Below are 12,974 nucleotides of genomic sequence, written 5' to 3' on the forward strand. Positions count from 1 at the left end.
GTGCCGCGAGCTTCGCGGATCGGTAAGAAAATAACGGACAGTAAAACGAGCTGAGTGAGCCCGGTCACGTCGTAGGTTGCGGACCATGTGGAAAAAGCTGAGTGGGGTGGGGGTTGTCGGCGTCCTGCTCGCGGCAGCCGTGCCGGGGGGTACGGCGGTTGCGTCCGGACCGAAGTGGGACAAGTGCACGCCGGAAGGTATCGAGCTGTGCACCACGCTGAAGGTGCCGCTGGACTGGTCGAAGCCGTCCGGCCCGACGACGAACCTGTTCGTCGTGAAGGTGCCGGCCCGGGACAAGTCGAAGAAGCGCGGCGCCGTCGTGTTCAACCCGGGTGGGCCGGGCGGCGCGGGCGGTTCGCTCTACGCGGCCGGCATGGCCGACCAGGTGATGGGCCCGCTGCGGGACAAGTACGACCTGGTGAGCTTCGACCCGCGGGGGACGGGCGCGAGCAGTCAGCTCGACTGCGGCCCGGTGCTGCGGCCCGGCGTACCGGTCTTCCCGAAGAACAAGGCGGAGTACGACGCGATGGTCGCCGCCAGCCGGGCGACCGGGCAGGCCTGCCTGAAGAAGCACGGCGACCTGATGCGCAACCTGGACACCCGGACGGCGGCGCGCGACGTCGACGCGATCCGGGCCGCGCTGGGCGAGCGCAAGCTGAGCTTCTTCGGGATGTCGTACGGCTCGTTCATGGGCACGGTCTACGCACAGCTGTTCCCGCACCGCGTCGACCGGATGCTGCTCGACGGCATCATCGACCACTCGCAGGGCTCGAAGCGCTTCATGCTCGAAGAGGCCCGGGAGATGGAGCGTCAGTTCAACTCCTTCATCAAGTGGTGCGCGACCGACAAGGCCTGTGAGCTGCACGGCCGCAACGTCGGCAAGCTGTGGGACGACACCGTCCGCAAGGCCGACAAGACGCCGCTGCCCGGCGGGGCCATCCCCGTCACCGGCGACGTGATGCGGATGGCGCTGCCCGCGCTGCTGCCCAAGATCGTCGACTTCGGCGCCGACTGGACCAACCTCGCCGGCGCACTGGCCAAGGCGGCCAAGGGCGACGGCTCCGGCTTCTACTCCAGCTACATCGGGTACGCCGAGACCGCGTACGCCGCCGTCTCCTGCATGGACCTCCCCGGCGAGCTCAAGGGCTACGCCGACGCCCGCGCCCGCATCGCCCTGGCCCGCGCCGTAGCGCCCCGGGTCGGCGCAGCCGTCGAGGGCTGGGTCATGGCAGCCGCCTGCTCCGGCTGGCCCATCCGCCCCAGCAACCCCTGGGCCCCGACCCCGATCAAGAACACCCCGACCATCCTGATCGCCACCGCGACCCACGACCCGTCCACCCCGATCGCCGGCGCCTACGGCCTGCACCGCCAGATCCGCAACAGCCACCTGCTCATCGCCGAGGCCAACGGCCACACGGCCTACTTCAACTCCCAGTGCGCCCGCGAAGCCGCCACCGCGTACTTCCTCAACGGCAAGCTACCGGCCAAGCGGGCCTGCCACTGAGCAGGCTCCGAGCTCGGCGGGCGCATCCTGGGAGAGATGCACCCGCCGGGGCCGGTCGTTCTCCCGCCCCTCAGTGGGAGAACTCGCGGCTCGGTGAGCATCACCCATGCCCGAATGACACCGACTGAACCGCGGGACGCACCTATAGGTACCCCAGGCGGGACGGATGTACACACTCCGGACCGGGGTGAGTCGCGGAATCTTTGCGTTGCTCGAACATCGACAAGGCCCCACCGGTAGCAGCCGGTGGGGCCTTGGTGGTCCACTACCGCCCGGGCATTCCCGGTGCAGCTGTGGAGGTGGAGAGCGGAACCGACGCCGATGCAGGGGTCAAGACGTCAGCTCCGCTTGTCTGTGTTGAGTTATCCCTTCGGATCCACGGCCCACACGTGGGCGTGGTGGAACTCCAGGTGCCGGCGCATGGCAGCCGGAGTGCCGACCGAACCGAGGTGGTGCATCGCGGGTACGACGACCGCCCGGACGTCGGACCGCTTCACCTCCTCGAGCAGTGCGTGGAAAGCCGCGGACTCGGCCGTGTCGCGCTCGGTGTAGACCGTGCCGAGGGTGAATCCCTCCGCGCTGGCGAAGGCGGCGAGCGAATGCGTCGCCGCGGCCAGCTCCTCCGCGCAACTGAGCGCGTCGGCCCGCACGTATCCGAGTAGCGTCGGCCGGGTCGTCATCGTCCCGGACCCGCCACGGCGCCCGCCGGCACCGGCTCGCTCGTCACCCGGAGGGAGGCGAACCGGCGCCGCATGGCTTCCTCGTACTGCGCTGCCTGCTCCGCTGTGGCGGTGTGGTCCGCGATCGGGTGAGCGCCGAACCAGACCCGCACGCGGTGCTGCGGGGCGGGGTTTTCCAGCGACTCGGTCATCAGCGGTCCTTCTTCGGCAGTGGTTCGATCGGCACCCCGGACGACTTTGTCCGGCGCTGAGAAAAGAACACATCACTTACCGCTACCTGAGGAACACTTCCGCAGGGACCTTTACACAGCCTTGACGCAGAGTAGGGAATGCCGGTGAATCCCCAGGTCAGGGCGGACTCATCGACTGCTTATCCGCCGTCCCGAATAGTCTGTCAAGAATGTTTGCACGGATTTACCAATAACGATTCGCGCAGCCGCCGGAGGTTTCGAGTCCGATGGAAATGTCGCCCTTCCTGCTAACCCTTTGCGGCCACCCGGTCACGCATCGGAGCGCGTAATCCACCGACCGCGACACCGACCCCGAGCACGGCCGCGACCAGCGGCACGACCAGCCCGTTGCGGAAGTCCGCGGCGGTCAATTCGTCGGCTGTCGCCAGGACGGCGGCGACCACCGCGAGCCCGAGCGCCGACCCGAACTGGAACGACGTCGTCAGCACGCCGCCGGCCAGCCCCTGCTCGTGCTCGGCGACCCGCTCGGTGGCCGCGATCGTCAACGGCCCGTAGGCCAGCGCGAACCCGAGCCCGAGCAACAGGAACGCGGGCAGCATCGCGGCGAACGTCGTACCGAGTGGGAGGAACGCGACGTACGCGAGGACGGCGGCCACGAAGCCGCCGAGGATCACCCGGCCGTTCCCGAAGCGGTTGACCAGCCACGGCGTCAGCGTCGGGGCCAGGACGGCGTCGATCCCGATCACCATCATCCCCAGGCCGGTGTGGAACTCCGACCAGCCGCGCAGCTCCTGCAGGTAGAGCACGGCGAGGAACTGGAAGCCCATGAACGATCCGATCAGCAGGATCGCGCCGAGGTTGGCCCGGATCAGCGGCGCGTTCCGCAGCAGCCCGAGCCGGATCAGCGGGTTCGCGACCCGCTGCTCGATCAGCACGAACGCGGTCAGCAGCGCCAGACCGGCCGCGGCCGTCACCACCGACTGCATGGCCGGCACCTCCGGGACGCGGACGACGGTGGCCACGAGCAGCAGCATCGCGCCGGTCAGGGTGAAGGTCCCGCCGAGGTCGAACCCGCCTCGGCGTACGGCGCTCGGCGTGTCCTTCGGCAGCAGGACGAGCGCGGCGACCAGGATGGCGGCACTGACGAGCACGGGTGCGAAGAAGACCCAGCGCCAGCCGATGCTGGTGAGCAGCCCGCCGGCGACCATACCCAGCGAGAACCCGGCGGCGCCGGTCCCGGCGTACACGAGGACGGCCTTGTTGCGCTGCGGGCCCTCCGGGTAGGTCGTGGTGATGATGGACAGGCCGGCCGGCGTCATGAAGGCCGCGGCAACGCCGGTGGCGAAGCGGGCCAGGATCAGCACCCAGCCCTCCTCCGCGAGCCCGCCGAGGCCACTGAACAACAGGAAGACGACCAGCCAGCCGACGAACATCCGGCGCCGGCCGAGCAGGTCCGCGGCGCGGCCGCCGAGCAGCACGAACCCGCCGTAACTGAGCGCGTAGGCGCTGACGACCCACTGGAGCTCGCTGGTCGGCAGACCGAGGTCCGCGCGGATGGAAGGCAGCGCGACGCCCATCATCGAGACGTCGATGCCCTCGAGGAAGATCGCGCCGCAGAGGATCAGCAGAACGGCCCAGGCGCGGCCGGTGAGTCGCGCCGGGGTAACGGTTGTCGACACGCAAACTCCCAGGTGGTTGATGGTTCTCTCTTGTAACTGACCCCATCTTCAGGAACCATCTGGAAACATGGAAGAAGGCACTTTGGAAGAACCGGGTTACTGCTGCGATACCTCCGACGCCTTCCAGTGGGACAGTCGCGAGGACTGCGACGTCCGCCAGATCCTGGACCGGATCGCCGACAAGTGGTCGCTGCTCGTGATCGCGCTGCTCGACGACCGTTCGATGCGCTTCACCGAGCTCAAGAAGACCATCGACGGCATCAGCCAGCGGATGCTCACCGTCACCCTTCGCCAGCTCGAGCGCGACGGCCTCGTGAGCCGGACGGTCCACCCCGTCGTCCCACCGCGCGTCGACTACGCCCTCACGCCCCTCGGCGTCGGCCTGCACGCCACCATCCAGTCCCTCGTCACCTGGACGGAGACCCACCAGGCCGAGATCGCCGGCGCCCGAGCCCGCTACGACGCCGCCGCGGCCTCGCCGGTCAACTGAACGCCGGCTGCTTGCTGGTTCTGCCTGCGGAAATGCGGTCGAAGATGGTCCGCGGGGCGGATTAGGGTCGGGGGTATGCAGATCGGGGCGCGGATCGCGCGGGCGCAGTTGGACGGGTTGTCGAGGTCGCGGCGGCAGATCGTGGTGGGGCCGTTGGTGGGGCTCCTGCACGACGACGACGCCTGGTACCTGTCGACGATGGTGGCTGCTGAGCCCGGTAAGCCGTTCGATCCGGACGAGGTGCGCGAGGCGCTGGCCGTGCTGCGGCAGGCATTCGGGGCCGAGGGGCGCTGGCTGAGCGCCGAGCTGATCGAAGAGGCGAACCCGGGGCTCGCCGATGAGCTCGAGACGCACGGGATGACGATCGTGTCCCGGCCGCCGCTGCTGGTCGTCGAGCCGGAGGAGCTGGTCGACCCGACGCTGCCGGCCGGCGTCACTGCGCTGGTCGTGAGCTCGGACGCCGAGCAGGCCGAGGCGAACGCGGTCGCCGCTGACGCCTACGAGGACGACAGCGTCGGCTTCACGTTCCAGCCCGTGCCCGCGAACGGCGGCTGCGTACTCCTTCGCGTGGACGGCGTCCCGGCCGCCAGCGCCTCCTGGACGGCGGTCGCGGACGGCGTGACCGAGGTCGCCGGCGTCGGCACGATCCACAGCCACCGGCGGCGCGGGCTCGCCGGCATCGCCACGGCGTACGCGACGCAGCAGGCCTTCGAGCTGGCCGGCGCCACGCTGGCCTGGCTGACCCCGGGCGACGACGGCGCCGACCGCGTCTACCGCCGCATCGGCTACAGCCCGCGGGCGACCGCCGTCCACCTCGGTGACCCCGGCGGTCACCTGGCCGATCTGCGCTAGATGCAACCCCGGCCACTCGCCTTCTCGTATCCCAGGAGACAGAGGAGAGTGGAGGGCCGATGGTGAACCGGGACCAGGAGTACGTCGACTTCGTCGCCGCCGCGAGTAGCGCGCTGCGGCGGACGGCGTATCTGGTGTGTGGCGACTGGCATCGCGCCGACGACGTCGTACAGGACGCTTTGTGCAAGCTGTACCGCTCGTGGGCGAAGATCGATCGCGACGGAAACCCGCTCGCCTACGCCCGCCGAGTGGTCGTCAACGCGGCCGTGGACAACGGTCGGCGCCCCTGGCGCCGGGAAGTGCCGACCGTTGACCAGCTGACGGACCAGGTGGGGGACGCCGATCCCGCCGTCCGGCACGCCGATCGGGACGAAGTCCTCGCCGCGCTCGCACTGCTGGCCCCGCGGCAGCGGGCCTGCGTGGTGCTGCGGTACTACGAGGACCTGTCCGTCGAGCAGACCGCCCAGATCCTGGGCTGCTCGGAGGGCACCGTGAAGAGCCAGACGGCGCGGGCCCTCGACACTCTCCGAACCGCCATCGACCAGACCCGCTTGGCCGGCTGGCTCGCATGAAGGAGAACCTGATGGACAACGAACGCGTTGTCGGCGTCGAACTCGAACGACTCGCCGCCACCGACCCGCTCGACCCGATCGACCCGCACGCGATGCTGGCCCGCGGTCGCCGCAGCCGCCGCAACCGCCGCCTCGCCGGCGCCGGCGGCAGCATCGCCGCCGTAGCCGTAGTCGCCCTCGGCGCCACCCTCCTCCCCAACCTCAACGCCACCGGCACGGACGCCGACGCCGCCGGCGCCTCCGCAGACTTCTCCGCCGTCCCCGGCGTCCCCCGCGGCGAAGCCGCCCTCGGCGTCGACCTGACCGCCGCCGAGGCGAACCGCCGCTGCGCCCTGCGCTACCCGGATATCAAGCGGCCGCTGAGCAAGCCCATCAAGTTCCGGGCCGGGGAGCTGCACGGGTACGACCTGAAGCCAGGCGATCATGTGTCGTGGGCGTACTGCATCATCCCGGGTGGCGACAAGCCGTCGGCGGCACTCGTCGAGGCCACTCGCCGCGACCCGGTGCCGACCACAGTGGCAGGCCAGCTGCGTAACTGCTCGGTGGGGAACTGGACGGACATGACCAAGTGGCGGGTGCTGGCGTCGGACACCGAGCCTGGCAAAACGGCCACGCTGCTGGCGGTCTCGCCATCCGGTCGCTCCTTCGCCGATTGCTCGTTGTGGGCGAAGCAGTCGGCGAACGATGTCGATCGGATGAACCCGAACTCCACGATTCTCCGGTCACCGGTCAAGCGAGGGACCTTCCGGGCCACCTTCAAGCTGAACGCCGGAATCACGGGTCTCTGCGACGGCAACAGGTGCTTCGACCGGCACAACCGGATCGGACGGGTGGAGTCGAGCATCACCCGGATCACCGTCGAGCGGCCCGGTGGCGGCCGGCACGCGTTCGAGGTCAACGACGGCTGGTTCGCGTTCGCCTGGATCGACACCAACCCTCCGGGAAAGGACGGTGGGCTCAAGTTCACCGCCCACTTCAAAGACGGCCGCACCGAGATCGTCACCACGTAGCTCCGGTCGATCGGAGCCGAACCGCCGGCGCTCCACAATTGCGTCCGGCCCCGACCCCTCAGGCGTGGAGCGCCTTGCGGGCGCTGATTGTGATGCACTGGCGGTACCAACGAAGAGGCCCCGGCCACACCAGCGTGGTGTGAACCGGGGCCTCCGGGTTTGAACCTCAGCGAACGGTGAAGCCGGCTTTGCGGAAGGCGTCGGCGAGGGAGCCTTCGTCCATCGGGGTGTCGGCCTTCGGCGCGCCCTGACCGCGACCGCCTTGGCCGCCCTGGCCGCCGCGACCGCCCGGCCCGCGACCACCGCCGCCACCCGGCCCGCGGCCCTGACCGCCGGGACCGCGACCGCTGCCGCCCGGCCCACGGCCGCCACCGCCTTGACCGCCGCCGCGGGACTGGCCCTGGCCGCCGCCCGACGTCCGGCCGCCGCCGACCTCGTCGTCCAGGCGGAGGGTGAGGGAGATGCGCTGGCGCGGGATGTCGACCTCGAGCACCTTGACTGTGACGATGTCGCCGACCTTGACGACCTCACTCGGGTCCTTGACGAAGTTCTTCGAGAGCGCCGAGACGTGCGCGAGACCGTCCTGGTGGACGCCGATGTCGATGAACGCGCCGAAGGCGGCCACGTTGGTGACCTGACCCTCGAGTTTCATCCCCGGCTTCAGGTCGGCGATCTTGTCCACACCCTCGGCGAAGACCGCGGTCTTGAAGGCCGGCCGCGGGTCGCGCCCCGGCTTCTCCAGCTCGGCCAGGATGTCGGTCACGGTCGGCAGGCCGAACATGTCGTCGACGAAGTCGGCCGCCTTGAGCCGCTTCAGCTCGGCCGAGCCGATCAGGGCCCGCACGTCCTGGCCGGTCGCGTCCAGGATCCGGCGGACGACGGGGTAGGACTCCGGGTGCACGCTGGACGAATCCAGCGGGTCGTCCCCGCCGGGGATCCGGAGGAAGCCGGCCGCCTGCTCGAACGCCTTCGGCCCGAGCCGCGCGACGTCCTTCAACGCCGTCCGGGACGCGAACGGGCCGTTCACATCACGGTGCTGGACGATGTTGTCGGCCAGCCCCTGCGTGATGCCGGAGACCCGCGTCAGCAGCGGCGCGGACGCCGTGTTCAGGTCGACGCCGACCGCGTTCACGCAGTCCTCGACGACGGCGTCCAGCGAACGGGACAACGCGTTCTCGGCGAGGTCGTGCTGGTACTGGCCGACGCCGATCGACTTCGGGTCGATCTTCACCAGCTCGGCCAGCGGGTCCTGCAGGCGGCGCGCGATCGAGACCGCGCCGCGCAGCGACACGTCCATCCCGGGCAGCTCCTGCGAGGCGAACGCGGACGCCGAGTAGACCGACGCGCCGGCCTCGGAGACGACCGCCTTGGTGAGCTTGAGCTCCGGGTGCTTGGCGATCAGCTCGGCGGCCAGCTTGTCGGTCTCCCGGGACGCCGTACCGTTGCCGATAGCAATCAATTCGACCTGGTGCGCGGCGGCCAGGGCGGCCAGCGTCGCGATCGACTTGTCCCACTGGTTCTGCGGGACGTGCGGGTAGATGACGCCGGTGTTGACGACCTTGCCGGTGGCGTCGACGACGGCCACCTTGACGCCCGTCCGGAAACCCGGGTCGAGGCCCATCGTCGCGCGGGTACCGGCCGGGGCGGCCAGCAGCAGGTCGCGCAGGTTCGACGCGAAGACCCGGATCGCCTCCTCCTCGGCGACCTGGCGCAACCGCATCCGCAGGTCGATCCCGAGGTGGACGAGGATCTTCGTCCGCCAGGCCCAGCGCACCGTCTCGACCAGCCACTTGTCGGCCGGGCGGCCGGCGTTCTCGATCCCGACCTTGCGGGCGATCGTCGTCTCGTACTCCGTCGGCCCGTCCGGCTCGACACCGGCCGGCAGCGGCTCGATCGACAGCGTCAGGACGTCTTCCTTCTCACCGCGGAACATCGCCAGGATCCGGTGCGAGGGCATCTTGGTGAACGGCTCGTCGAACTCGAAGTAGTCCGAGAACTTGGCCCCGTCGGTCTCCTTGCCCTCGCGGACGGCGGACGCCAGCCGGCCCTGCGACCAGACCCGCTCGCGCAGCTCGCCGATCAGGTCGGCGTCCTCCGCGAACCGCTCGACCAGGATCGCGCGGGCGCCGTCCAGCGCGGCCTGCGGGTCGGCGACCTCGGCGTTCACGAAGACCGCCGCCGCCGCGAACGGCTCGACGTCCGGATCGGCCATCAGCCCGTCGGCGAGCGGCTCCAGGCCGTTCTCCCGGGCGATCATCGCCTTCGTCCGCCGCTTCGGTTTGAAGGGCAGGTAGATGTCCTCCAGCCGCGACTTCGTGTCGGCCGCCAGGATCGACGCCTTCAGCGCGTCGTCCAGCTTGCCCTGGCTCTCGATCGACTCCAGCACCGTCTTCCGGCGCTCCTCGAGCTCGCGCAGGTACCGCAGCCGCTCCTCGAGCGTGCGCAACTGCGCGTCGTCCAGCTCGCCGGTGACCTCTTTGCGGTACCGCGCGATGAACGGCACCGTAGATCCCTCGTCCAGCAACGCGACCGCTGCCCGCACCTGGTTCTCGCCGACCTCCAGCTCCTCGGCGATCCGCTGCTCGACCGACAACACCACCACGTTTGGTTCCCCTCTACCGATTCCACTCCAACGAGCCCAAGACCCGCTCCCCACATCCTTCCCCATCCCACCCCCCACCCCGAAACCCACCACCCCACCCTGTGGACAACTCGGCCCGGATCAGCTGGTCCTGGCCGGGCGCATCAGGAAGATCGCGATCGCGACGGCGGCGGCGACGATGGCGGCGGCGACCGCGAAGGCGAAGTGGTAGCCGTTGGTGAGGGCTTGGAGCGGGGTGGGGCCGGTGGTGTTGGTGGCGGCCAGGGTGGCGAGGACGGCGAGGCCGAGGGCGGCGCCGACTTCGGCTGTGGTGCCGATCAGGCCGGAGGCGAGTCCGGCGTCCTCGGGCTGGACGTCGGCCATCGACAGACCCATCAGGGCCGGGAAGGCGATTCCGCCGCCCAGACCGAGCAGAGTGAGCACGGGGAGGACGTGGACGACGTAGCTGCCGCCGACCGGCGCCTGGGTGAAGAGGACCAATCCGAGAGTGACCAGGGAGAGTCCGGCGATCAGCGGACGCCGGGGGCCGAAGCGGGTGACCAGCTTCTCGGAGTACTTCACTGAGAGCAGTCCCATCACCAGAGTGGTCGGCAGGAACGCCAGTCCGATCTCCAGAGCGTCGTACCCGAGGACTCGCTGCAGATAGAGCGAGCCGAGGAAGAAGATGCCGAACATGCCCGAGCTGGACAGCGCCTGGACCAGGTTGGCGCCGGTCAGGTTGCGGGAGCGGAAGATGCGCAGCGGAACGAGCGGGTTGGCCGCAGTGGCTTCCCGGACGACGAATCCGGCCAGCAGCGCGACAGTCAGCAGCCCGAGCAGGACAGTCCGGCTCGCAGTCCAGCCCAGCTCCGCAGCGGGCTTCACGATCGTGAACACGCCCAGCATCAGCGCAGCGGTGATCAGAACCGCGCCTGGTACGTCGGTGCCGCGGCCCATCCCGAGTCCCTTGTCCTTCTCGATCAGCTTCATTCCGGCGGCCACGGTCAGCGCGCCGATCGGGAGGTTGACGAAGAAGATCCAGTGCCAGTTGATGGCCTGCGTCAGGACGCCGCCCGCGAGCAGGCCGATCGACCCGCCGGCCGACGCGACGAACGCGTAGACGCCGATCGCCTTCGCCTGCTCTCGCGGCTCCGGGAACAGCGTCACGATCATGCCCAGGATGACGGCCGACGTCAGCGCGCCGCCGACGCCCTGGATGAACCGGGCGATCACCAGCACCTCCTGCGACGTCGCCAGCCCGCAGAACACCGAGGCGATCGTGAAGACGACCAGACCGGCGGTGAAAACGTTCCGCCGACCGAGGAGGTCGCCCAGCCGACCAGCCAGCAGGAGGAGCCCGCCGAACGCGATCAGGTACGAGTTGACCACCCAAGCCAGTGACGAGCTGGTGAAACCGAGGTCGTCCTGGATCGCGGGCAGCGCCACGTTCACGACCGTGACGTCGAGGACGATCATCAGCATCCCCGCGCACAGCGTGTAGAGGGCCAGCCACCGAGAGCGCCCGCTCTTCGTGGCCGGGGGGATCGATTCGGTCAGCGCGGACATCGCGGTCTCCTTAACGAGAGGGCATCTACACCTCTACGTCGAACCGCGAAGGCTCAGATTGACACCTCGGCCGAATCTTTTTCGGTACGCCGCCCCGGCGCGCCCAGCCAGTACGCGATCAGCGCCGGCACCAGCCCGGACCCGATGACCAGCAGTGTCGGCAGCTGCGACGCCAGCGCGAACCAGGTGAGCAGCCCGACCACCCCACCGGCGACAGGAAGCGACCTGCGCAGCAGAAACAGGTTGGCCTGCCGGAACACCGATTTGAAGGTGGCGTCCGCCCCGGCGTCCGTCAGCACGGCCAGACCGCTCAGATAGAGCCCCAGGATCATTCCGGTCAGCGGAATGAGCACTGCGAGCGCGAAGTACCGCACTGGGCCGCCCGTGAACGCCCAGAACGCCAGACCGAACGCGAGCATCCCGCCCCCGACGTACAGGGCCAGCCCGGACAGCCAGAACCGCTTGAACGCCCAGACGAACTCCCGGAAGTACCGCCGCATCAGCTGCGGGCGGTCCTGGCTGATCGCATCCGGCAGCACCCGCTGCAGCGCGAACGCCGCCGGGAACAGCGTCACGATGCCCACGCTCAGCACCAAGGTCACCAGCTGCAGCATCAGCAGATCGCCGACCACCGTCAGTTTCGCCAGTACGGCGTTGGTCCGGCCGGCCTGTTCCACCGCTTCGCCTCCTCGTTCCGCCCGAGTATCGGTTGATCGTATGATCACAAACAATCACCCGAGATCCCAGGGGACGTCGCCATGCTTGCACCGGAGCGCCACGAGCTCATCCTGCGCGGCCTGCGCCGGCACGGCCGGCTCCGGGTGGCCGAGCTGGTCGCGGAGCTGGGCGTCTCCGCGATCACAGTACGCCGGGATCTCGCCGAGCTGGACGCCGCCGGCCTGCTCCGCCGCGTCCACGGCGGCGCGATCGGCGCCGGTCCCGCCGACGACAACGCGCCCGGGACCAGGCTCACGATCGGCATCGTCGTCCCGCGGGCGTCGTTCTACTACACCGACGTCATCCGCGGTGCCGAGGCGATGGCCGCCCGCTACGGCGCGCGCCTCATCCTCGGCATCTCCGGGTACGACCCCGCCGTCGAGCTGGAGCGGATCGAGAAGGTGCTCGGCATCGGCGTCGCCGGTCTCCTGCTCAGCACCGCGTACGGCGACGGCGAGGCCGAACGGCTCGGCTCCCGGCTCGACGACATCGACGTCCCGGTCGTCCTGATGGAGCGCGCCTTCGGCTTCCCGCACGTCGGCCGCGAGTACGACCACGTCCGCACCGACCACGCCTACGGCGCCATGCTCGCCCTGCGCCACTTCACCCAGCTCGGCCACCGCCGCATCGTCGTCAGCCTCCAGCCCACCGTCACCGCCCACTGGCTCCGCCGCGGTATCGAACAAGCCGCCGCCACCCTCGGCGCCGACGTCTTCCTCTCACCCACCGGCCTCCCCCAGACCGGCGACGACCCAGCCTCCCTCGCCCAACTAGACGCCTTCCTCGCCGAGTGCCGGGCCCACGACTCCCGCGCCGTCCTCATCCACTCCGACGAACACGCCGCCCGCCTCGTCGAACGCGCCATGGAACGCGGCCTCCGCGTCCCCGAAGACCTCGCCGTAGTCGTCTACAACGACGTCACCGCCGCCCTCGCCGTAGTCCCCCTCACCGCCGTCAGCCCCCCACGCCAAGCCCTCGGCGAAACCGCCTGCGACCTCCTCATCCGCAAACTCCAATCCAAACCCGCCGCCCCCACCCACCCCACCCCCACCCAACACCTCTCCCTCCTCCCCACCCTCAACATCCGCTCTTCCTGCGGCGCCCAACCCACAACCCTCACCCGATAGATTGC

General features: G+C 69.7%; 12 protein-coding genes. 6 read left to right on the top strand and 6 right to left on the bottom strand.

Annotated elements, in window-relative coordinates; all coding sequences use genetic code 11:
• Positions 1 to 85: 85 nt before the first annotated feature.
• On the top strand, positions 86 to 1,504 hold the full coding sequence (locus tag ACZ6ZD_RS10305) for an alpha/beta hydrolase (RefSeq protein WP_465670405.1): 1,419 nt from the start codon (positions 86 to 88) through the stop codon (positions 1,502 to 1,504).
• A 362-nt stretch (positions 1,505 to 1,866) separates the two neighbouring features.
• Here ACZ6ZD_RS10305 and ACZ6ZD_RS10310 read toward each other — a convergent pair whose 3' ends face one another.
• The 3 genes from ACZ6ZD_RS10310 to ACZ6ZD_RS10320 form a co-directional block, all read right to left on the bottom strand.
• Positions 1,867 to 2,184 carry a hypothetical protein gene (locus tag ACZ6ZD_RS10310; protein WP_465670407.1) on the bottom strand — a complete coding sequence of 106 codons (318 nt, stop codon included), beginning with the start codon at positions 2,182 to 2,184 and terminating at the stop codon, positions 1,867 to 1,869.
• Entirely contained in the window at positions 2,181 to 2,375 is a 195-nt protein-coding gene (locus ACZ6ZD_RS10315) for a hypothetical protein (RefSeq protein ID WP_465670409.1), read from the bottom strand. Before ACZ6ZD_RS10315 ends, ACZ6ZD_RS10310 begins: the two co-directional genes overlap by 4 nt.
• A gap of 287 nt (positions 2,376 to 2,662) precedes the next feature.
• Positions 2,663 to 4,054 carry an MFS transporter gene (locus ACZ6ZD_RS10320; RefSeq protein ID WP_465670411.1) on the bottom strand — a complete coding sequence of 464 codons (1,392 nt, stop codon included), beginning with the start codon at positions 4,052 to 4,054 and terminating at the stop codon, positions 2,663 to 2,665.
• A gap of 67 nt (positions 4,055 to 4,121) precedes the next feature.
• Here ACZ6ZD_RS10320 and ACZ6ZD_RS10325 point away from each other — a divergent pair, with 67 nt between their 5' ends.
• The 4 genes from ACZ6ZD_RS10325 (at position 4,122) to ACZ6ZD_RS10340 (ending at position 6,978) form a co-directional block, all read left to right on the top strand.
• On the top strand, positions 4,122 to 4,544 hold the full coding sequence (locus ACZ6ZD_RS10325) for a winged helix-turn-helix transcriptional regulator (protein ID WP_465670413.1): 423 nt from the start codon (positions 4,122 to 4,124) through the stop codon (positions 4,542 to 4,544).
• Between the two features lie 75 nt (positions 4,545 to 4,619).
• Positions 4,620 to 5,396: a GNAT family N-acetyltransferase gene (locus tag ACZ6ZD_RS10330; protein ID WP_465670415.1), complete on the top strand. Its 777-nt coding sequence runs from the start codon at positions 4,620 to 4,622 to the stop codon at positions 5,394 to 5,396.
• Positions 5,397 to 5,455: 59 nt separating this feature from the next.
• A complete protein-coding gene (locus ACZ6ZD_RS10335; RefSeq protein WP_465670417.1) occupies positions 5,456 to 5,968 on the top strand; it encodes a SigE family RNA polymerase sigma factor in 513 nt (170 codons plus the stop codon).
• A gap of 11 nt (positions 5,969 to 5,979) precedes the next feature.
• Positions 5,980 to 6,978: a hypothetical protein gene (locus ACZ6ZD_RS10340; protein WP_465670419.1), complete on the top strand. Its 999-nt coding sequence runs from the start codon at positions 5,980 to 5,982 to the stop codon at positions 6,976 to 6,978.
• A gap of 166 nt (positions 6,979 to 7,144) precedes the next feature.
• Here ACZ6ZD_RS10340 and ACZ6ZD_RS10345 read toward each other — a convergent pair whose 3' ends face one another.
• The 3 genes from ACZ6ZD_RS10345 to ACZ6ZD_RS10355 form a co-directional block, all read right to left on the bottom strand.
• Positions 7,145 to 9,580, bottom strand: coding sequence for a Tex family protein (locus ACZ6ZD_RS10345; protein ID WP_465670421.1), 2,436 nt, complete (start codon positions 9,578 to 9,580; stop codon positions 7,145 to 7,147).
• 120 nt (positions 9,581 to 9,700) lie between these two features.
• Positions 9,701 to 11,125: a DHA2 family efflux MFS transporter permease subunit gene (locus ACZ6ZD_RS10350; protein WP_465670423.1), complete on the bottom strand. Its 1,425-nt coding sequence runs from the start codon at positions 11,123 to 11,125 to the stop codon at positions 9,701 to 9,703.
• Between the two features lie 53 nt (positions 11,126 to 11,178).
• A complete protein-coding gene (locus ACZ6ZD_RS10355; protein ID WP_465670425.1) occupies positions 11,179 to 11,802 on the bottom strand; it encodes a DUF624 domain-containing protein in 624 nt (207 codons plus the stop codon).
• An 81-nt stretch (positions 11,803 to 11,883) separates the two neighbouring features.
• Between ACZ6ZD_RS10355 and ACZ6ZD_RS10360 the strand changes: the two genes are divergently transcribed.
• Positions 11,884 to 12,969: a LacI family DNA-binding transcriptional regulator gene (locus ACZ6ZD_RS10360; protein ID WP_465670427.1), complete on the top strand. Its 1,086-nt coding sequence runs from the start codon at positions 11,884 to 11,886 to the stop codon at positions 12,967 to 12,969.
• Positions 12,970 to 12,974: the final 5 nt, after the last annotated feature.

This window comes from Kribbella sp. NPDC104218, assembly GCF_055584105.1.

Coding starts and splice junctions, on each gene's coding strand:
- ACZ6ZD_RS10305 (WP_465670405.1), top strand. CDS start 86: ATGTGGAAAAAGCTGAGTGGGGTGGGGGTTGTCGGCGTCCTGCTCGCG.
- ACZ6ZD_RS10310 (WP_465670407.1), bottom strand. CDS start 2,184: ATGACGACCCGGCCGACGCTACTCGGATACGTGCGGGCCGACGCGCTC.
- ACZ6ZD_RS10315 (WP_465670409.1), bottom strand. CDS start 2,375: ATGACCGAGTCGCTGGAAAACCCCGCCCCGCAGCACCGCGTGCGGGTC.
- ACZ6ZD_RS10325 (WP_465670413.1), top strand. CDS start 4,122: ATGGAAGAAGGCACTTTGGAAGAACCGGGTTACTGCTGCGATACCTCC.
- ACZ6ZD_RS10330 (WP_465670415.1), top strand. CDS start 4,620: ATGCAGATCGGGGCGCGGATCGCGCGGGCGCAGTTGGACGGGTTGTCG.
- ACZ6ZD_RS10335 (WP_465670417.1), top strand. CDS start 5,456: ATGGTGAACCGGGACCAGGAGTACGTCGACTTCGTCGCCGCCGCGAGT.
- ACZ6ZD_RS10340 (WP_465670419.1), top strand. CDS start 5,980: ATGGACAACGAACGCGTTGTCGGCGTCGAACTCGAACGACTCGCCGCC.
- ACZ6ZD_RS10350 (WP_465670423.1), bottom strand. CDS start 11,125: ATGTCCGCGCTGACCGAATCGATCCCCCCGGCCACGAAGAGCGGGCGC.
- ACZ6ZD_RS10360 (WP_465670427.1), top strand. CDS start 11,884: ATGCTTGCACCGGAGCGCCACGAGCTCATCCTGCGCGGCCTGCGCCGG.